At 35.3% G+C, this 20,404-nt stretch carries 16 protein-coding genes and 1 pseudogene; 11 read left to right on the top strand and 6 right to left on the bottom strand.

The genetic code is table 11. The annotated features are described in order from the left end of the window. Window positions 1-139 precede the first annotated feature (139 nt). The 3 genes from ACZ76X_RS09725 to ACZ76X_RS09715 all read left to right on the top strand — a co-directional run bounded on the left by ACZ76X_RS09725 (window position 140) and on the right by ACZ76X_RS09715 (window position 3,175). Window positions 140-1,135, top strand: a complete 996-nt coding sequence (locus ACZ76X_RS09725) for a proline racemase family protein (RefSeq protein WP_479850323.1) — start codon at window positions 140-142, stop codon at window positions 1,133-1,135. A 19-nt stretch (window positions 1,136-1,154) separates the two neighbouring features. Further along, entirely contained in the window at window positions 1,155-2,132 is a 978-nt protein-coding gene (locus ACZ76X_RS09720; protein ID WP_479850322.1) for an ornithine cyclodeaminase family protein, read from the top strand. 263 nt (window positions 2,133-2,395) lie between these two features. Continuing rightward, window positions 2,396-3,175: a hypothetical protein gene (locus ACZ76X_RS09715; protein WP_479850321.1), complete on the top strand. Its 780-nt coding sequence runs from the start codon at window positions 2,396-2,398 to the stop codon at window positions 3,173-3,175. A gap of 90 nt (window positions 3,176-3,265) precedes the next feature. On the opposite strand, the gene ACZ76X_RS09710 is transcribed toward ACZ76X_RS09715, so the two are convergent. From ACZ76X_RS09710 to ACZ76X_RS09695, 4 genes are all read right to left on the bottom strand, one after another. After that, window positions 3,266-3,604, bottom strand: a complete 339-nt coding sequence (locus ACZ76X_RS09710) for a hypothetical protein (RefSeq protein WP_479850320.1) — start codon at window positions 3,602-3,604, stop codon at window positions 3,266-3,268. Between the two features lie 417 nt (window positions 3,605-4,021). Further along, complete coding sequence (locus tag ACZ76X_RS09705; protein ID WP_161491745.1) at window positions 4,022-4,168, bottom strand: hypothetical protein; 147 nt, start codon at window positions 4,166-4,168, stop codon at window positions 4,022-4,024. Between the two features lie 47 nt (window positions 4,169-4,215). Beyond that, window positions 4,216-5,034: a hypothetical protein gene (locus ACZ76X_RS09700; RefSeq protein ID WP_479850319.1), complete on the bottom strand. Its 819-nt coding sequence runs from the start codon at window positions 5,032-5,034 to the stop codon at window positions 4,216-4,218. A gap of 589 nt (window positions 5,035-5,623) precedes the next feature. Then, window positions 5,624-6,058: a MarR family winged helix-turn-helix transcriptional regulator gene (locus ACZ76X_RS09695; protein ID WP_479850318.1), complete on the bottom strand. Its 435-nt coding sequence runs from the start codon at window positions 6,056-6,058 to the stop codon at window positions 5,624-5,626. A gap of 515 nt (window positions 6,059-6,573) precedes the next feature. Between ACZ76X_RS09695 and ACZ76X_RS09690 the strand changes: the two genes are divergently transcribed. After that, window positions 6,574-6,990: an organic hydroperoxide resistance protein gene (locus tag ACZ76X_RS09690; RefSeq protein WP_088028851.1), complete on the top strand. Its 417-nt coding sequence runs from the start codon at window positions 6,574-6,576 to the stop codon at window positions 6,988-6,990. A gap of 110 nt (window positions 6,991-7,100) precedes the next feature. Beyond that, window positions 7,101-8,048: an alpha/beta hydrolase gene (locus tag ACZ76X_RS09685; RefSeq protein ID WP_479850317.1), complete on the top strand. Its 948-nt coding sequence runs from the start codon at window positions 7,101-7,103 to the stop codon at window positions 8,046-8,048. A 330-nt stretch (window positions 8,049-8,378) separates the two neighbouring features. On the opposite strand, the gene ACZ76X_RS09680 is transcribed toward ACZ76X_RS09685, so the two are convergent. Further along, window positions 8,379-9,701, bottom strand: a complete 1,323-nt coding sequence (locus tag ACZ76X_RS09680; protein WP_479850316.1) for an MFS transporter — start codon at window positions 9,699-9,701, stop codon at window positions 8,379-8,381. Window positions 9,702-9,926: 225 nt separating this feature from the next. Between ACZ76X_RS09680 and ACZ76X_RS09675 the strand changes: the two genes are divergently transcribed. The 4 genes and pseudogenes from ACZ76X_RS09675 to ACZ76X_RS09660 all read left to right on the top strand — a co-directional run bounded on the left by ACZ76X_RS09675 (window position 9,927) and on the right by ACZ76X_RS09660 (window position 14,616). After that, a complete protein-coding gene (locus ACZ76X_RS09675; protein WP_479850315.1) occupies window positions 9,927-11,516 on the top strand; it encodes an ATP-binding protein in 1,590 nt (529 codons plus the stop codon). A 19-nt stretch (window positions 11,517-11,535) separates the two neighbouring features. Then, window positions 11,536-12,213: a response regulator gene (locus ACZ76X_RS09670; protein WP_479850314.1), complete on the top strand. Its 678-nt coding sequence runs from the start codon at window positions 11,536-11,538 to the stop codon at window positions 12,211-12,213. Further along, window positions 12,210-13,187, top strand: a complete 978-nt coding sequence (locus ACZ76X_RS09665; RefSeq protein WP_479850313.1) for a tripartite tricarboxylate transporter substrate binding protein — start codon at window positions 12,210-12,212, stop codon at window positions 13,185-13,187. The genes ACZ76X_RS09670 and ACZ76X_RS09665 overlap by 4 nt, the downstream gene beginning before the upstream one ends. A 224-nt stretch (window positions 13,188-13,411) precedes the next feature. Further along, window positions 13,412-14,616: pseudogene (locus ACZ76X_RS09660) on the top strand (TerD family protein). A gap of 176 nt (window positions 14,617-14,792) precedes the next feature. On the opposite strand, the gene ACZ76X_RS09655 reads toward ACZ76X_RS09660, so the two are convergent. After that, on the bottom strand, window positions 14,793-16,184 hold the full coding sequence (locus ACZ76X_RS09655; RefSeq protein ID WP_479850312.1) for a Sau3AI family type II restriction endonuclease: 1,392 nt from the start codon (window positions 16,182-16,184) through the stop codon (window positions 14,793-14,795). A gap of 341 nt (window positions 16,185-16,525) precedes the next feature. Between ACZ76X_RS09655 and dcm the strand changes: the two genes are divergently transcribed. After that, window positions 16,526-17,809, top strand: a complete 1,284-nt coding sequence (gene dcm / locus ACZ76X_RS09650) for a DNA (cytosine-5-)-methyltransferase (protein WP_070805354.1) — start codon at window positions 16,526-16,528, stop codon at window positions 17,807-17,809. Window positions 17,810-18,035: 226 nt separating this feature from the next. Beyond that, entirely contained in the window at window positions 18,036-20,402 is a 2,367-nt protein-coding gene (gene dptF, locus ACZ76X_RS09645) for a DNA phosphorothioation-dependent restriction protein DptF (protein WP_479850311.1), read from the top strand. Window positions 20,403-20,404: the final 2 nt, after the last annotated feature.

Raw genomic sequence — 20,404 nt, 5'->3', positions numbered from 1 at the left:
CCTGGCTGCCAACCTTCTACTGTATAAAAAAATAGACAGTAGTGTATGCTTTTTTACACAATATATACAAATCTATACCCTATGCGTTGGCATGATATTTGCAATAAAAATAGTATCAACATGTAGGGGAGAGATAGAGATGAAGGTTAGTAAAGTGTACACGACAATTGATGCTCACGTAGCTGGGGAACCGCTTCGAATTATTACAGGCGGCGTGCCAGAAATAAAAGGAGATACGCAGCTAGAAAGACGCGCGTACTGTATGGAACATTTGGATCATCTTCGCGAAGTTCTTATGTATGAACCGAGAGGACATCACGGCATGTACGGTTGTATCATTACTCCGCCTGTGAGTGCTCACGCTGATTTTGGCGTATTATTTATGCACAACGAAGGTTGGAGTACGATGTGTGGCCATGGCATTATCGCTGTTATTACAGTCGGAATTGAAACAGGTATGTTTGAAGCGAAACAAAAGTTTATTATTGATAGCCCTGCTGGGGAAGTCGTTGCGTACGCAACATATAACGGGAGTGAAGTAGAGTCCGTATCATTTGAAAATGTCCCTTCATTTGTATACAAAAAAGACGTTCCTATTAAAATAGATGAATATGAATTTCAAGTAGATATCGCGTTTGGCGGAGCTTTTTATGCGGTAGTAGATAGTAAAGAATTTGGTTTGAAAGTCGATTTCAAGGATTTATCTGCTATTCAAATGTGGGGCGGTAAAATTAAGCACTACATTGAGAGCCAGATGGAAGTGAAGCATCCACTTGAAGAAGATTTAAAAGGAATATACGGCGTTATTTTTTCAGATGAACCGAAAGGGGAAGACGCAACTTTACGAAATGTAACAATCTTTGCTGATGGGCAAGTAGATCGTTCTCCTTGCGGCACAGGGACTTCCGCAAGGATTGCAACTCTTTTTGCAAAAGATGCTTTACAAAAGGGAGAAATTTTTGTTCATGAATGCATTACTGACGGAAAATTCGAAGGAGAAGTATTATCCGTAACAGCGGTAGATACATATGAAGCTGTCGTTCCGAAAGTAACGGGGCATGCATTTATTACAGGGTTTCATCAGTTCGTTGTAGACCCGAGAGATGATTTGAACCGGGGATTTTTGTTAGGATAGAAGGAGGAGGTGGAAAGATATGCTAGTCATAAGCGCGAACGAACAACGAAACTTAGTAAATATGAACGAAGTCATTGCATACGCGGCGCTTGCTTTACAAGAATTTTCTGCAGAAAGAACGATTACACCAATACGTGGCTCATTACCATTTGCAAGCGAACAAAATACGGCATTAATTATGCCTTCAGTAGCAGAAGGACTTGAGGCACTTGGCTTAAAAGTAGTAACAGTAGTCCCTGAAAACAAAAAGATAGGAAAGAAAACGATAAACGGGATTGTAATGCTATCAGACTTTCAAACGGGAGAACCGCTCGCACTTTTAGAAGGATCCTACTTAACGATGATTCGAACAGGCGCCCTATCAGGAGTAGCGACAAAACATTTAGCTCGTCATAACGCAAAAACTTTATGCATCATCGGGACAGGAGAACAGGCAAAGGGAATTGCTGAAGCAGTATTTGCGGTTAGAAATATTGAAAAAGTCATGTTATACAATCGAACAGAAGAAAAAGCATACGCATTCTCGCAATATATACAAGAGAGATTCAATAAAACTGCTTATGTTCACACAAGCCCAAATGAAGCAATAAGCGAAGCAGACATCATCGTCACAACTACGAACGCATCCACACCAGTCTTCTCAGAAATCTTGCAAAAAGGCGTCCACGTAAACGCCGTCGGCTCATTCAAACCGAATATGCAAGAACTACCATCCCACGCCATTGCGGGCGCAAATAAAGTAGTAGTCGAATCAAAAGAAGCAGCACTAGAAGAAACAGGTGACCTCCAAGTTCCAGTGCGAGAAGGTTTATTTGAAGCGAGCGACATCCATGCCGAACTTGGTCAAATTATAAGCGGGGAAAAAGCAGGCCGCGAAAACGATGAAGAGATTACTGTTTTTAAATCGGTTGGTTTGGCAGTAGTGGATATTATTGTTGCGAAGTATTTGTATGAGAAGGCGGTGGAGAGTGGAGTTGGGAATAGGATTGAGTTTTGAGGGGCCGCCTTTTGGTGGTCTTTTTTGTTGATATGGAAAAAATGTTATTTTTCCATAATTTTCATTACTGCTGCTATCTTTTCAAATAGCATACTGATCGCATCAAAATCTATGAAACCAAGAACAGCGTTTGTAGTTGAAGTAGAAATCAATTCAAAAATAAAATGTTTTTTAAAATGAAGGTTGTCTCGCTAATCTGTGAGGTAATAAGACAAATTTTTTCTCTCATAAACTAAAGGAAAAGTATTGAGAGGGGAAGGAATATGAAAGGTGTAATTAGAGCGGTTAATATTAAGGAAATTGTACCGATTTATGTAGAAAGTGTTTCTGAAACAGTAAAGAGTAGGATGATGAATTGTATAAAAAATGGAGAAGGTTTATCTATTCTTCCTAAAGTAGAGAAATCCCCCGATGGAAATAAGTATTATTTAATATCGGGATATATAGCATACGAGGCTTATAAGGGTGTGGGGAAACACTATATTGATTGTATTGTTAGTGCACTTTCTAATGAAACTGAGCAAACAGTTTTATTATTACAAAGTATGTTTCAAGTGGCCGGAGTGAATTGGATGGATAAATCTATTTTGATTTTTCAACTATTAGAAAAGGGATTAGATATAGATAAGATTGCAAGACGAGTAGGGGTGAAAAAACAAGATTTAGAGAGATATTTGATTCATTCAGAAATCCCACCTGAAATAGCAAATAAAGCTTATGATTTACAATGTATACCACTTGTGGATAAAATAAGACGTTTACGTGTTACGTATAGCTTAAAGTATCGTCTTTATGAAAAAGCGGTGTTAAATAAGAGGGGCTCAGAGAGGTTAACGCATGATAAGTTGGAGAAAATAAAATGGTTGTTAAATTCCACTAGCTTTAATGAACTTTATGATATAGAGCTTCAGTGGGAGCACATGCTGGACATGATGAACTATAAGAAGTTATTAATAAATCAGTTTCAGTCGAAAATTGAAAGGCAATTATCCCAGTGGGGAAATCACTCGGATGATGATGATTTTCCAAGGCTACCAAATTAGATAAAAAGCGTATTTTCAAAGGGGGGGAATCCCCCTTTGAATTATTCTATATATACTTAGAGGGGCAGTTCAAATTTTATTCTGCTTTTTTTACCATTCCCGCCATTCTTCTGTTATATCTTCCTCAGATTCTAAGCCAGCTATTCGTGCAGCTGCATCAATAAATTCATAGAGATCTTCTCTTTCCATTGTTTCGATAAAATGGTCATGTTCGATATTGAGTTCATTTAATTTAAGAACTACCTCTTTAACAACTTGCATGACTTCGCCTTCGGTCGAATTCTCTCCTAATTGCTGTAAATTGTTAATGTAAGTGTCAAGAACCGTATTTGTTGCACTTATATTTTCTTCAGTGAAAAATTCCCCATCTTCATCATACTCAACCCATGCGGTTGTTGGTTTGTTTTTTTTCAATTCCTCAAATGTCATGATAACCTCCTAAATGTGTTTTTTTGTCTTTAATTTCATTCTACATTTTCGATCATATATAACAATCATTTTAGAGGGGTTTTCTGTAAGTTGATAGTTTTTTTATTCATTTTACGAGGCCATCTATTCGAGTTTTTTTTATTTTATCATCCTTATACAGATGATATTTATGACTATTCTTTTTGATTATCTGTAAATGCGATGCAGTCTGTTTTAAAGATTCTTCTGCTTTCATGAATGTTGTGTGTAATAGAAAGGAATCTTGAGTCATACGAATTACTTTGCATAATAATCATTAGGATCTTTTACCTTTATAAAAGTAAAGGCTCCTAAATCCAATTTACTCCTAATCTATTGATGTAGAAGCGAAAAACTCAAGTCAAAATAACTCGAGTTTTTCGTTTGTGTATAATAGCATTATTCATCATTTTTAAATCTAGGTTTACTAAAAAATAATGCTGCTACAAAAAATATTGAGGTACATACAATTCCTAACATAGCTTTACCAAGCACCGTGAATATTATTGCTGATAGGGCAGCTAAAAAGAAAAATAGTTTCATCAATGTTTTCACCCTCCCTAAATTACAAAATATTCAATTAATAAAAGTCATTATGAATCACATTCATCGAGACAACCAAGGACTGTATTTACTCCCACGATACCGGCAGAGTTTACACATGCATAGCAAGCAGTCCCTGCTGTTGCTGGTACACCAGCGGTACATGAAACTCCACAAGCTGCAAGTAATCCAGCAATTACTAGCATATTTACACCTTTAGACGCTACACAACTTTGAGTACATTTCCATCTTTTTGTCCATCCATATTGAACGGCCTTATCAGTTTTTGGTGCAAGTTCTGTAGTAAGCATATCTGTTCCTTTTTCATCAGCGGATGAATCATTAATAACAGTAGTTAGATCTAGCTCGGCAGCACTTGCTAGTTTATTATCGATCCACATCTTAGTAGTAGCTAGATTATCTTTGTTTCTATTAGACTTTAATTCATAAGTGTTTTTTAATTCAACCTTATCAGTAAAAACCATATTAAAGAGTTTAAGTGAATTCACAATTCCCTGATCATCTGTAGTAACGGATGAATCAAAAACAGAATACTCTACACCAAATGGTGTCTTAATTCCTCTTACTAAAAGTTTATCTACGTCAATTTCTGTACCACCAACTGGTTTTACAGTTCCTGATGAAATGAATTCTTTAGCTTTCTCCAGTAATTGATCTTTTGTAACATCATCTACTGTAACTTCATTTTCTTTCACTACTTTAGTAGTTTTGAAGAACTCTTTAGTAGCTAAAATAGATTCATCAATTGACAACTGATCATCATTAGCCTTAGCGTACGAAGAATTCATTGGAAAGGAAGCTAAAAGCACCATAGAAAAAATTAGTAAATAAGATAGTAGCTTCTTCATACATAACCCCCCTTTTATTACAATTTTTGATTGTATTGGAACAACCATCCTAATAAAAGGGTAACATAGATAGTACACCATGTGAAATAATGTCCGCCCAAAAAGCAGGGTAAAAAAACCTATAAATCCCCATATGACAGTCATAGAAAAAATTAAATTTTTTTCAAAACCTACTAAAATACTATTAAATAAAACTAAAAATTAATTCATCTGTTTTTGTTAAAAGAGAACTAGAAACCATAATGAAAATGTGTATTAGGAGGAGGGGAAAGTTTTAAAAATAATCTTGTTAATAATGAATTTGAAATAGTGATTTCCGAGTTCAAAAGATGGTTTTAATTTGCTAGCGGAAAGCGTTTTTTATAGAAATTTGTGGAATAGATGATATTTAAAAATTAATAAACAAAATAAAAAGAACTTGTAGAAATCACTACAAGTTCTTTTTAGATAATATACAAAGGGTGAAACGAATTATTTTAATAGCTTCATCATAGAAATCATAGGGGGTAACGCTTTGATAACTTAATTATATAACAAATCATTACCATCTAAGATTTAGTTTTTGAGAATTGTGTGAATTTAAAAATTATTACTCAGATGTCAGCGTTTTAAGTAAATTACGGATTGATGTGTTATAACTTTTAATTTCTTCCGCGTTACAACCGGTTTTATCAAATACTGTATTTGGAATCGATGTAACTTTTTCTTTAAACTCGTGTCCTTCAGCTGTTAATGTAATAATTACACTTCGTTCATCTTCTTTGGAACGCTCGCGTATAATAAGTCCTCGCTCCTCCAGTCTTTTTAGAACTGGCGTTAACGTACCGGAGTCTAGATATAATTCTTCGCCTAACCCTTTAACAGACATTTGTTCTTTCTCCCATAAAACAAGAAGAACTAAATACTGTGGATACGTAATTCCTAACTCTTTCAAGAGAGGATGGTATAGCTTTATCATTTCACGGGAAGCCGCGTAAATTGCAAAACATAGATGATCACTTAACAGCAAATTATTATTTTTCAAGTGAAATCCCTCACAATATCTTTATATTCATTAAAGCAAATTGTAGCATAAGATTTATGTTAAGTAAAATTGAATAGTTAACAATTTAATTAATCGTAACACTACATAGTAATTAGGAAAAATCGCTTTTATTTATCAATATTATGCGTTTAAGGGACATTGATAGTTTCGAAATCCAATACCGATATAGATCCATCTATTCTCTTGATATAAGTTTTATCTACATTCATGAATTAATTGTATATTTTAAATACAGATAAGGCTGTTTGTCAGGCTATTAAAAACGACTTGTAGTGATTTGGCGAGTTATCAATAATGTGATTTCATCTATTATTTCTATAAGTTAATGGGGGATCGTACTATAGATAACATCTGAAAATAAGCATAGTCTTTGGAATCAACTAGACTTAAAATTAGATTGACATCAATTTAATTTTTATAAATACAGTTGACAACAATAAATAAATTGATTACAATTCAATTGTGTTAAATTTAATTAAGGGGTGTGTTTAATAATGACAGTATATTTTACAGCAGAAGCTACAACTAAAGGTGGAAGAGAAGGTCATGTGAAATCTAACGATCATATTATTGATTTAGATTTAGCTATGCCAAAACCAAATCAAGTATCCACTGCTACAAATCCAGAACAATTATTTGCTGCAGGCTATTCAGCTTGTTACGATGGTGCTCTTAATTTAGTGGCCCAAAGAAAACGTTTGAAAATCGAATCAACTGTTACCGGTAAAGTAAGTTTGTTAAAAGATGAGAGTGATAACGGTTATAAAATCGGAGTTGTTTTAGAAGTAGAAATTAGTGGTGTGTCTCAAGAGCAAGCAGAAGAATTAACACATGAAGCTCATCAAGTATGTCCATATTCTAAAGCTACTCGTGGAAATATTGATGTAAAAATTATTACAAAATCGCTTTAAGATAGAAATCCTAAAATACTAAAGTATTAAATTACTAAGAAGATAGGATGACTTACAGGAAAATGAAATAAAAAGTGTTGGCTACTAACCTTCAAATAAGGAGAGATATTATGCTAAAGAAAATACAATTAGAAAAAGAAGCACAAGAATTTGTTGAAGCAACTGCGAATCCACCGTATTTATTTGACCTTGGACCTGAGAAAGGTAGAAACGCTGTAGATGAAGTCCAATCTGGACCGATTGATAAACTTCCAGTTGATATTGAAGATCGTATGATTTCAGGAGGCCCGAGCGGACAGGTATCAGTAAGAATAGTACGTCCACAGAATGCACCTGCGAATCTTCCTGTCATTGTGTACATCCATGGTGCTGGTTGGGTCTTTGGTAATGCACATACACATGATCGCCTAATCCGTGACTTGGCTGTTGGTTCACAAGCTGCTATTGTATTTCCAAATTACACTTTGTCTCCTGAAGCGAAATATCCGACAGCTATTGAAGAAATCTATACAGTAGTGAAGTGGGTAGCTGAAAATGGAAGTAAGAACGGCATGAATCCAGAGAGTTTAACAATTGCAGGCGATAGTGTTGGCGGCAATATGACTGCTGCTATCACACTAATGGCTAAAGAAAGAGGAGACATAAAAATCCGACAGCAATTACTTTTCTATCCTGTAACAGATGCCTCTTTCGATACGGAATCCTATCACCAATTTGCTACGGGGTACTTTTTACGCCGTGACGCGATGATGTGGTTTTGGGATCAGTATACAACCAATTCAAATGAGAGAGCTGAGATTACAGCATCACCTTTACGTGCAACTACTGAGCAACTTCAAGGGCTTCCACCAGCACTAATTATAACTGCTGAAGCTGATGTATTGCGTGATGAGGGAGAGGCATATGCCAATAAACTTCGCGAAGCTGGTGTTCCTGTCACAGCGGTGCGCTTCCAAGGTATCATTCATGATTTCGTGATGCTCAACACTTTAGCTAATACTGAAGCCGCACGCGGAGCAATTAATCTTGCTACTGCATGGTTGCGTAAGGGATTTTGATTAAACCATTTCCTAAAGCGATATGAAGTCGTGTAGATACGATAAATAGAAACATTTGAACTGATTTCTTAACAGTAGAGAATGAAGTTATTTGTGTCCAAATATATATTTTCTCAAAATCATACGATGACCTTTCATACATAAAAAGTGGTTATCCAGTTAGAGGAAGGCACCTTAGGGTGTCTTTTCTTCATTCTTCAAAAAAGGTGAAATGAACCAGTTAAAATACATGAATAATCCCCCTACATATGTGGGGGGATTAAACTCTATATTACCAAACTGGTACTTAAAATCTAGTTTAGATAAACGAAGCTTATAGAATACATCATTTTAACTAGATTTATTATTAACTAAATTGTCCCCACCACTAAGCTCCGCCTCAATCTGCGAAGTCTTCGATGACTCAGCCATACGCCAATATGTGATAAAGCTGATCGCAATACATCCAGCTACGTAGAAGTAGAATAGTGATTCCATCCCAATGCTCTTTAGCCATAAAGCGATAAACTCAGCTGTCCCGCCAAATATCGCAACAGTTAGTGCATACGGTAAACCTACGCCAAGTGCGCGAATTTCAGTCGGGAAGAGTTCTGCTTTTACAATTGCGTTAATGGAAGTGTAACCAGTAACGATAATGAGGCCGACCATCATGAGTAAGAATGCTACGATTGGTTCTGTCGTTTTTTCCATAAAGAAGAAGATTGGTGCTGTTAGTAACGTTCCGAGAATACCGAATGCCATTAATAGTGGGCGGCGTCCAATTTTATCGGATAGTAGCCCTGCAATTGGTTGAAGTACGACGAAAATAAGTAGTGCGACAAAGTTAATCCAGCTTACAACTTCTTTCGGAAGACCGACTGTGTTTACCATGAATTTTTGTAAATATGTTGTGTACGTATAGAATGCGACAGTGCCTCCTAATGTTAGGCCGACTACTGTTAATACTGCTTTCGGGTGTTTCATAAGCGCGCGAACGGTTCCTGCGCTTTCGCGTTTTTGTGATTTTATGTTTGCGAACTGTTCCGATTCATCCATTGTGCGACGAAGCCATAATACAGCTACTGCACCCATTGCTCCAATAATGAACGGAATGCGCCATCCCCAAGCTTTCATATCTGGTTCGCTTAGTAATTGCTGAAGAACAATTTGAACGCCTAATGCAACCATCTGTCCAGCAACGAGCGTGACATATTGGAAACTTGAATAAAAGCCGCGGCGACCACTACTAGCCATTTCAGATAAATACGTTGCGGAAGTTCCGTACTCTCCGCCGAGTGATAATCCTTGCAGTAAACGGGCAAGCACTAAAATAATTGGTGCCATAATACCGATACTTTCGTAACTAGGTGTACAGGCGATAATTAAAGAACCACCGGCCATAACCGTAATGGAAAGCGTTAATGCTGCCCGGCGTCCGTGCCGATCTGCATAGCGTCCCATTAATAAACTTCCGATAGGGCGCATTAAAAATCCAACTGCGAAAATAGCCGCTGTGTTCAGTAACTGACTCGTTGGATCGCCTTTAGGAAAGAACTCTGCTGAGAAGTAAACAGCGAAAGCAGAGTAAACGTACCAGTCGTACCATTCAATTAAATTGCCAACAGAACCTTTGAAAATATTGCCGGCGACTCGGTTAGATTTTGTTTGAGCCATAATCATTCCCCCTCTTGCTTATAAATAAAATGATAATCATGAAAGCATGTTCATTATAGTTGAATTGTACTGTCTGTAGAATGAAATCTCAATATTATGACAATTTTATTCTTTTTGTACTTTATGTACATGGAGAGTTTTAATAGTTGCTTCATTATTCGTTTTGTCATAATAATAGAAAAAGGAGATTGATAGTTTTGAATATTTTATCAAAGGATATGAAGTATGAAGAAATCACGCAAAGTGTCATTACAAACGAAAATAGTAAGCTTAATTATCGCGTTAATTTTATTTGTCGTTCTCCTATTAGCGGGAATATTTGTTTACATTCAGTCCGTTGATACGAAGCGCCAAGTGGAACAATTAGCACTGCAAACAGCGAAGTCGCTTTCTTTTATGCCTGCTATAAAAGAAGCTTTTCAAAATAACGAGCATAAAAGTGCGATTCAATCGATTGCGGAACAAGTTCGGGAGCAAGCTGGCGCAGATTATGTCATTATAGAAGATCGTTTTGGGGTGATGTATTCCCATTCTAATTCGGAGTTAATTGGCACAAAGAGTAACAATCCATATAACTATGAAGCACTTACTTTTGGCGGTTATTATACGCTCGAAGGAAATGGGGAAAGTGGTCCTGCTTTAATGGCGAAGGCGCCCATTATTGTTCATAACGGAGACTACGATCAAGTTGTAGGTGTTGTGACAGTAGAGTTTTTAATAAAAGGTATTGAATCTAACATACTGAGCAGAACGAAAGAAATTATACTCTTTTCCTTAGCGGTATTAGTAGCCGGCATTGTTGGTGGCATTCTTTTAGCACGCAGCATTCGGAAAGATACACTCGGTTTAGAGCCGAATGAAATCGCAGCGCTATACCGGGAACGAAGTGCGATACTACTATCTATAAAAGAAGGAATTATCGCTATTGATCAAAACGGTTTTATTACGATGATGAACACGTCGGCAGAAGAGATGCTACATGTGAATGATGATTATATGCAGCAGCACATTTCAAAAGTTTTACCGGAATTTAATATGGAAAGAGTGCTAGAAAACGATCAAGAAATCGCGTTTCAAGATAAAGTGTTTATTTTAAACATGACGCCGATACTTGAAAATAATAGTACGGTAGGCGTTGTATGTAGTTTTAGAGATAAAACAGAACTGCAAAACCTTGTTAATACAATATCTGAGGTAAGAAAGTATTCCGAGGACTTACGCGCTCAAACACATGAATTTACAAATAAACTTTTCGTCTTATCAGGATTACTTCAATTAGGACATTACAAAGAAGCGATTGAATTTATCCAGCAAGAATCTAACATTCATCAAAGCCAAAATCATATTTTATTCCATCAAATTCATGATGCAAAAGTACAAGCTATTTTATTAGGTAAAATCGGAACAGCATCTGAGAAGAAAATCGATTTTCATATTGAAGGAGATAGTGCACTTCATCCGTTACCAGACCATATAAAAGTTTCGCACCTTATTACGATCCTTGGAAACATAATCGACAATGCGTTTGATGCGGTGAGTGGGCAAGAGGAGAAGAATGTTTCTTTCTTTATTACCGATATTGGACACGACATTGTGTTTGAAGTGATAGATAGTGGAGCAGGGATACCGGCAGAAAAAATGACGACCATTTTTCAAAAAGGGTTTTCAACGAAAGGAAATGATCGTGGTTACGGACTAGCGAATGTGAAAGAAATGGTAGATGTACTAGAGGGAACAATTGAGATTCAAAACGAGAAAAATGGGGGAGCGATTTTTACAATTTACCTTCCGAAAACATTGAGAGAAAGTACATGACAAACAGGGGGATGGGCATATGTTGAAGGTTGCAATTGCAGAAGATGATTTCCGCGTCGCGCAAATTCAGGAAGAGTTTTTATTAAAAATAAAGGACGTAAAAGTAATCGGAAAAGCGTTGAACGCGAAAGAAACGATGGAATTACTACAAAGGGAAGAAATCGATTTACTTCTATTAGATAATTATTTGCCAGATGGAATAGGAACAGACTTATTACCGAAAATTCATGCTGACTTTCCAAACGTTGACGTCATTATGGTTACTGCGGCAAATGAAAACCATATGCTAGAAAAAGCAATTCGAAATGGTGTAAGCAACTACCTTATAAAACCGGTCACGTTAGAAAAATTCGTTCGCACAATTGAAGACTATAAAAGGAAGAAGCAACTATTACATAGTAGCAATGAAGTGAATCAAGCACTTATCGATAACTTCTTCGGTACTTCGCAAACACAGGACATAAAAAACTTACCGACAGGTGTGGACCCGTTAACATTGCAAAAAGTGAAAGGGATTATAAAAGGATTCGAAGAGGGCATTACAATAGAAGAAATGGGAGAACAAATGGGGGCCTCCCGAACAACCGCAAGAAGATACTTAGAATATTTAGTAGCGACAAACGAATGCACAGTAGAGTACACATACGGTATTATCGGCCGACCAGAACGAAAATATCGCATAGGACGAGGACTATGAAAAAACGATTATTACTATGTATATGGATCATGACAGGAGTAATAGCTGGTTGTTCTTCGGAAAAATCTCAAACGAATACAGTAAACATAGACAAAGTAGAAATCGTTGCACCAAACGTTCAAGGAGCAGGATGGGACTTAACGGCACGAGCGATGCAAAAAACGCTGACAGAAGAAAAAATCTTCACAAAACCAGTCACTGTCACAAACAAAGCAGGTGGAAGTGGTGATGTTGGATGGAAATATACGAAACAAAAAGGCGGTCACGTACTGGCGATTAACTCAAGTTTACTCATAACGAACAACCTACTAGGTCACAGTAAACTAACATATAAAGACTTCACGCCGCTCGCAACACTCGCATCGGACTGGGAAGTCGTTGTCGTATCAAAAGAATCAAACATAGAAAACGCAAACCAACTAATGGAACAACTAAAACAAGACAAGAATAACTTCAAAATCGGCGTTGCCCCCGGCCTAGGAAACGACGATCACCTATCCTTCGTACAAGTAAGCAAAGCATTCGGCATAAACCCAGCCGAACTACAATTCTTCGTCTACGAAAACAAAGAAAAAATCATAAACGCCCTAACGAATAAACAAATAGGCGCCGCAACCATGACCCTATCCGAAGCCGAAAAACAATACAAAATCGGCAAAATAAAAATACTAGCCGTATCCGCACCAAAACGCCTAGACCGACTACCCGAAATCCCAACATGGAAAGAACAAGGAATCAACGTCATATTCCAGCACTGGAAAGGGATTATGGGCCCGAAAGATATGACGGAGGAAGAGGTTGCTTATTGGGATGGTGTGTTTAAGAGGATGGTTGAGAGTGATAGTTGGAAGGGGATTTTGAGGGAGAGAGGGTGGAATTCTTATTATAAGGATAGTGGGGAGACGCGGGGGTTTTTGGAGGAGAGGTATGGTTGGTATGGGGGAATGGTTGGTGGAGCTAAAGTTGATAAGTAATTTTAGCAACCTCAACTCATGAAATATTAATATCATTCTTAGTATATGTATTTAGAATTTTAAATAGAGAGTATTTAGTTCAATAATTTTTTATATGGATTTTTCCCTTTATAATAATAATTAGTTATTATGGTTTTATAGTTTAAGATAGAAAGGGAAATCTAAAGAGGAGTATAATTGAACTGAGTGATAAAACATTAAAGGTGTAGGACGGGGGAATTATGATGATACATACTTTAGTAAGGGGACAAAAGATAGATGTTACAAAAAATCATCCAGGGATGAAAGGATTACTGGTAGATTTAACTTGGAATGCCCCAATGAATATGGATGTAGATGCATCAGCTTTTTTAGTAGGTTTTAATGGGAAAATTACTAAAGAAGAGGATTTTGTTTTTTATGGACAACCTTATTCTAGTTGTCGATCTGTTCAATTAAATCAAAATATCGCAAATGGAAGTAAACAAAGGTTTTCGATAGATTTTACTCATATAAAAGATGAGGTACAAAAGGTTGTATTTTCGATTACAATTCATAATGCTGAAGAAAAGAAACAGGCGCTACGAGATGTTTCCCATATTCAATTGAAAATAAACAACGCACAATCAGGATTAGAAATTATTCATTTTCCTATCACGTATCCATTTACAGATGAAAGTGCCATTATTGTTGGAGAGCTATATCGACATGGAGGAGGATGGAAGTTCAATCCGATTGGAGCTGGCTATTTTGGTGGATTAGCTGCATTGTGTACAAATTTTGGAATAGAAATCGCAGAGGATGAAAAACAAACTGCGCCCTCTGTAGAGAAGAAAATAGTCCCTACGCCGCCTCCAGTACAAAAACTATTAATGCAGTGAAGGTTGAATTGAAGAAAAAACAATCTATAAATATACAAAAATCTAAAATGGTAACAGCTACTTTAGAATGGGAAACAAATAAAGATTTAGACTTATACTGTTATTACGTAACAACTAATGGAGAAATAGGAAAGGTTTATTATAAAAATCTAGGTTCGTCTAAAGTCTCGCCATATATTGTGTTAGATGGTGATTCGCAAGAGCCAGGAAAAGAAACAATTCGTATTTACCGACCAGAAGCTTTAAAATATGTTTTATTTGCTGCGTATAGTGCTGTCGGCAATGGGGTAGGTAGTTTTTATTCTATGAGGGCTAAGGCTGTTGTCGATAATCATATGGGAAGCGTTGTAACAGCACCGTTATTAGAAATAAATGACCATGCTTATTGGGTGTGTATTGCTCATATTGATTTCACGAATTCAAATGAGATGAAAATTTCACATGTAGAAAGCTACTCAAAAGACCATTCAGAAGCTTCTCCACTCTTGTACGAGAACGGAAAGTTTCGAATGGATGTAGGGCCGATTGAATTTAAAAATGAAGAGGATTATCAGAAGTATTTTAAGTGAAAATGAAGAAATAACTGATTTCGCATAGATGGAAATATTGTTAAATATTGTTAAATATTTTTAAATATTGTATATAACGTGTATTAATTTTAACGATATATATTAAATGGATTATATCTAGGTAAGTTTTTATATACTATCTAGATATAATCCATTTTTGTTAATAAGAAAGATAATTATTTATTCGTTTTGTTAATGATTTGGGCGATATAAGAGTTATTTAACCAATAACACTGCTTTGTAATATGCTGACCATCAGGTAAAGCTACTTTATCGGCACCGTTGCGGGCTTTGGGTCTAATATGCGCGACACCGTTGAAGTTTATTTTTGGTAGGTTATTTGCTTCGACGACTTTGTCACCACGTTTTTTATATTCAATTTGAATACCCTCATGTATTACTTTATTAACTTCTTCCCATAGTTCACGTATTTCTTTTTCTATTGTAGGAGCAGGCATGTTCCAAAGTTTAATACCTTTAAAGTAGAGTTTACGATTTGGATTTTCTTTTTTTGTTTGGTTAAATTCAAAAATTACGAATAAAAACTTAGTTTGATAGAAGCGTTCTCTAATTTCGCTTTCTTCCCATGATTCGTTTGTCCATTGATGAAAATCGATTGTTTCAAATGACATGCTTTGTTCGGGTTTACCATTGGGCTCTAAACGAACTGTTTTAAATTCTATATTAGCTTTCGCAAATTCTTCAATTTTATCGAGTCGAGTTCCTTTGATACCAAGTAAAGAGCTTACTAATAGTGGAACAAAGCTTTTGGTTGTAGGTTTGTAATCAATAGATAATTTTTGAGCGATTTCTTGATCAGTTAAGCCTATGTAATTTTCAAATTTTGAATAAAGGATTTCTTCTAAAGATTTTCCTTTTAGTTCATTTGTTGTTGTAAAACTTACTAGTTCTTCGTTTAGGTGATACCTGCGAACTAGTGCTGTCATATAAGAAGGCTTTAACGAAAAAGCTCTTTGCATTGCTGGAATTTCAGAATACGGTTGTGAGCGAAGTGAATTTTTATTGGAACCCTTAGTGCAAGCTCCTAAATAGTTTGTATCACCTTCAGATAATTCATGTGCTTTGCCGGCACGAATTTTATTTACGATGGTTTCCCAGTCTTGTCTAATTATTTCTAAATCAGCTTCGGGATAGGTGAATAAAAGGCTTTTTGTAATGTGAAAATCTTTACGGTCTACACCAGGTACCCATTCATAGAACATTAATAGTAGTTTTTCGTTTTTCTTCCAAAAGCTTGAGGTTTCAAAGTGTGTATGAACTTCTTCCATATAGTTGATAATATTTAAGACTAGCCGCTCTTTGGCAGATAATGAACCGTTTTTATTTTGTTTAAATGCAGTTACTTTAAGTTCAATACCAAGGTGTTTAAAGTCAGCTTCTGCGTTTGAATTGACTTCATATCCAAAAAAGCTTTCTTCGATTACTTGCCCTAGTCCACCTTTCGATTTAGCATTTGCCAGTCGGTTAGTGGAATCAATTTCACCAAATGTTTTTCCTTCAGCTTCATGTGCTTTTTTCATTAGTTCTTCTATTGTAGTATAGTCCATAATAAACTCCTTTCTGTATCCAGTGCTGCGTTGTATGATTTTAAACAATACATATTAAATCTATGCTATAATAAAAAGCTGTTTCAATTTTATACAAGTAAAATTTATAAGAAGGAAAAGTCAGTTTGTTCTATTAAAGAACAGTTATATTGGATCTATTCAAGGCGATTTGTTTCGTTTATACTATTGATATAGTAACGAATTATTTTCTTAACGGTTACAAGTCAAAAAAGGAACTGTAAAAAAATATGATTCCTAAAATGTTATAGTTGATCTTTTCCTCACTTTTTATTATAATGAAGCATAGATAAATAAAATACCGAAAGGATGTTCGTGTATTTATGGTGAAAGTAGTAGAACTTTTCGCGGGAGTAGGAGGTTTTAGATTAGGACTAGAAGCAAACGAAAACTTTGAAGTTCTTTGGGGAAACCAGTGGGAGCCCTCAACTAAAGCACAACATGCATTTAATTGTTATGCAACTCGCTTTGAAAATAAAGGAATACATGTAAATAGAGATATAGCAGAAGCTTGGCCGGAAATACCTGAGCATGATTTATTAGTAGGTGGATTCCCTTGTCAAGACTATTCTGTAGCACGTACTTTATCAAATGAAAAAGGAATACAAGGGAAAAAAGGTGTTCTTTTTTGGGAGATAATGAACATAGTTAATTCTCGCAAGCCAAGATTTGTTTTGTTAGAGAATGTAGATAGATTATTAAAGTCACCAGCAAAACAAAGAGGTCGTGATTTTTCTATTATGCTGGCGAGCTTTAGAGATGCAGGATATGTAGTGGAATGGAGAGTTATTAACGCTGCGGATTATGGGAATTCTCAAAGAAGACGAAGAGTATTTATTTTTGCGTATTTAAAAGAATCTCATTTCACATCTGTTCAAAGTAAAATGAAGCCTTTAGAGATATTGTGTAAAAATGGATTCTTCGCTCCAATTTTTAATGTGCATGAAGCACCTGAAGAAAACAAAAAAAGAGGGCAATTTGAGTTGCCAGTCGATATTATTGAGGTTTCTGATACATTTAAAGCTGAATACTATAATTCTGGCGTAATGATGGATGGACAAGTATATACGGAAGAATTAGTTCCAGTAACTGAGAGTCCAGAGACTTTAGGTGAAGTTGTTCAAAAGGTATATGATAAATTTGGTCCTGCAGATGAATCATATTATTTGAAAATGGATAAGGTTAACAAAAAGGGCAGAACTGAATTTGAGGAACTTAAGTATCTTAAAGGTCCTAAAAAAGAAGAAAGAGTATCAAAGGCGACAGGTCATAAATATTTCTACTCTGAGGGAGGAATGGCTTTCCCTGATGATTTAAATAAGCCTGGGCGTACAATGTTAACAAGTGAAGGAACATGTAATAGAAGTTCACATGTCATTGAGGATCCTTATACAAAAAGACTAAGATATTTAACACCAGTTGAATGTGAATTGTTAAATGGTTTCCCGATGGACTGGACAAATACAGGTATGCCACAAAGAAATAGATATTTTTGTATGGGAAATGCTTTAGTGGTTGATTTGGTGGAGCGAATGGGTCAAAGGATTTTAGAGATTAACAAAGAAGAAGAGAAGATGGATAGTATTGTGCAGTTGAGTTTATTCTAGGGAATAAACATATGCATGCTTATTAAAGATTTGAAATAATAAAGAGTTGAGATAATCTGGGTTATATAGCTAGCTATATAACCCAGATTATTTTTTTGCAAATTTCTAATTGAGAATGAATAATCCGCTTATTTCCTTTTTTCTTAATACCAACAATTCTTCTATAGATATTGTATAATATGGAATATATTCGAAACGTATTTTTAGATTAAGAGGTGTTACATCATTGGAGAAATATACATTTGATTTTCTACAAGAGGTATTCCCCGAGTTAGCGGAGATGGGGAGAGATATTGAAAATGTTTTTTATCAAGATCCCCAATCGGTTTTAATTAAGGGAAGAATATTTGCAGAGCTATTATCAAAACGCATTGCGGAAGAGCATGAACTGTATGACGTACAATATTTAAAGCAAGTAGAGCGTATTCAAAAATTAGAAAGAGAAGATATTTTATCAAAGGAAATTTCACGTTCATTTGATACTGTTCGCTATTTAGGAAATAAAGCGGCACATGAACATATTGAAAGTGGGGTAGAGAGTGCTTTTAAAATGCATAAAAATCTATTCCAAATTGCAGTGTGGTTTATGGAGGTATATGGGAGTTATGAGTTTGTTGCCCCGAAATACAAACATCCACAGCCGAAGAGTAGTGTACATATTGTGGAGAAATTAGAAGAAAAGATATCTGCTAGTTTAGAAGAAAAGTTAAAAATGCTAATTGAGATTGCAAGTAAACAAAATACATCAAATCAAACTGAGAAATTAACAGAAATAAATAATGCTGAGATTGCAGTAGGGTTAGAAATTGAAGATAAACAGTCTGTGGATAATGAAGAAGAAGCAGATAACAATTTTGTGTATGATGATTTTATTTTAGGAGAAGGAGAGAGTTATTTACTAGCAGAACTCTCGAAGCTGAAAGAATCATCTCAAGAGGCTATCGAAAATCCTAATGAATTTAGTTCGTTTAAGGATTATTTACATGTAGAAAGAACGATACAGAACGATATGATGTCTGCTCTAACAGCAGCAGCTGGGCAAAATACAAGTCAATTAATTTTCTTGTGTGGTAGCGTTGGAGATGGGAAATCACATTTATTATCGTATGTAAAAAATAAATATCCTGAATTGATGGAAGAGTTTTCGGTGCATAATGATGCTACGGAAAGTTTTGATCCACAAAAGAGCTCCCTTGATACATTAGCGGAAGTATTAAAGCCATATAGTGATAGTGAGATTGATGGTTCTAGATTCAAGCTAATTTTAGCTATTAACCTAGGAGTTCTGCATAACTTTATTGAATCAGATTATGCAAAAGAGCACTATCAAATTTTAACAAAATTTATTGAGGAATCAGGAATATTCGAGGCAAATGAAATTGCTACTAATCAACAAAGCAGTAATTTCCACTTGATTAGCTTTAGTGATTATCAACCTTTTGAATTAACTAGTGAAGGGCCAAAATCAGATTATTTTTCATCTATTTTAAAGCGAATTGTGGTTGAGTCAGAAAAAAATCCATTCTATCAAGCTTATTTGAAGGATAAGCAACGTGGTATAAATGGATTCTTTATGGTGAATTATGAGTTATTGCAACAGCAACAAATACGAGATGGTGTTTTAAGTATATTAATTGAAGCAATAGTTAAGCATAAGATGATTATTTCAACACGTTCCATGCTTAATTTTATTTATGATATTTTAGTGCCTTCTCATGGGAATGAAGATTTTCTTGGGGCAGGTATGATGGAAAAAACCGAAGCCTTATTACCAAATTTATTATTTGATGGTCAAGAAAAATCAAATTTACTAGCAGTTATTTCTAAAATGGATCCTATTCATCTACGATCAAATAGTGTAGACCAAATGCTAATTGAGCTAAACAATTCAGTAAACATGAAGAATACTTTCCAAAAGCATTTGAATTTACATGGACTTGATGGGTGGATAGAAGGGCTAGAAGAGATGGGTTCTTTCTTTGAGCTAAGTGATTCATCTAGACAGGTATTCAATAAAACATTAATACGTATGTCATTATTTTTATCTCCGGTTTTAAATGAAATATTTGGGGATGAAAATTATAAAAAATATATGGAATATTTATATGCTTTTAATAAAGGAAATCGATCTGATTTAAAAGATATGTATAATTTAGCGAGAAAATCAATTTTCTTATGGAACGGAAGTCCGAAGTCAGATTATGTATTCATGGATTACTCAAATGATACTACTCAGGTTGCACAGTCTCTTAAAATTAAGCCGTTTGTAGGACATTTGAAAGGGGTAGAACCGGAGGTTTTAAATCGATTTAAATTAAATATATTACTTGCTTTTTCCAATGAAGAAAAAGTAGCTCCTGTATATTTAGAAATTGATTATCCATTATATGAAATGATGGTCAAACTTTCAAAAGGTTATCGCCCGAATAAAAAGGATAAAGAAGATTGTATTCAGTTCGTTGAATTTGTGGATAAGATAATGAAATTAGGAAATAGAGAAAAAGAATTATTGTTTGTTCAATCTAATGAAAATGGAATGTTTAGACTAACATACGACGAAGATTTTGAAGAATTTACGTTTAGAAGGGATTAGAA

This window comes from Bacillus sp. BC05(2025), from assembly GCF_056725905.1.
Note: the sequence above shows the minus strand (reverse complement) of the source record. Positions and strands in the feature narration are given on the sequence as shown.

What these genes read in the sequence shown, in the direction of transcription:
- ACZ76X_RS09725 (WP_479850323.1), top strand. Translation starts at nt 140, where the DNA reads ATGAAGGTTAGTAAAGTGTACACGACAATTGATGCTCACGTAGCTGGG.
- ACZ76X_RS09720 (WP_479850322.1), top strand. Translation starts at nt 1,155, where the DNA reads ATGCTAGTCATAAGCGCGAACGAACAACGAAACTTAGTAAATATGAAC.
- ACZ76X_RS09715 (WP_479850321.1), top strand. Translation starts at nt 2,396, where the DNA reads ATGAAAGGTGTAATTAGAGCGGTTAATATTAAGGAAATTGTACCGATT.
- ACZ76X_RS09710 (WP_479850320.1), bottom strand. Translation starts at nt 3,604, where the DNA reads ATGACATTTGAGGAATTGAAAAAAAACAAACCAACAACCGCATGGGTT.
- ACZ76X_RS09700 (WP_479850319.1), bottom strand. Translation starts at nt 5,034, where the DNA reads ATGAAGAAGCTACTATCTTATTTACTAATTTTTTCTATGGTGCTTTTA.
- ACZ76X_RS09690 (WP_088028851.1), top strand. Translation starts at nt 6,574, where the DNA reads ATGACAGTATATTTTACAGCAGAAGCTACAACTAAAGGTGGAAGAGAA.
- ACZ76X_RS09685 (WP_479850317.1), top strand. Translation starts at nt 7,101, where the DNA reads ATGCTAAAGAAAATACAATTAGAAAAAGAAGCACAAGAATTTGTTGAA.
- ACZ76X_RS09680 (WP_479850316.1), bottom strand. Translation starts at nt 9,701, where the DNA reads ATGGCTCAAACAAAATCTAACCGAGTCGCCGGCAATATTTTCAAAGGT.
- ACZ76X_RS09675 (WP_479850315.1), top strand. Translation starts at nt 9,927, where the DNA reads ATGAAGAAATCACGCAAAGTGTCATTACAAACGAAAATAGTAAGCTTA.
- ACZ76X_RS09670 (WP_479850314.1), top strand. Translation starts at nt 11,536, where the DNA reads ATGTTGAAGGTTGCAATTGCAGAAGATGATTTCCGCGTCGCGCAAATT.
- ACZ76X_RS09665 (WP_479850313.1), top strand. Translation starts at nt 12,210, where the DNA reads ATGAAAAAACGATTATTACTATGTATATGGATCATGACAGGAGTAATA.
- ACZ76X_RS09655 (WP_479850312.1), bottom strand. Translation starts at nt 16,184, where the DNA reads ATGGACTATACTACAATAGAAGAACTAATGAAAAAAGCACATGAAGCT.
- dcm (WP_070805354.1), top strand. Translation starts at nt 16,526, where the DNA reads ATGGTGAAAGTAGTAGAACTTTTCGCGGGAGTAGGAGGTTTTAGATTA.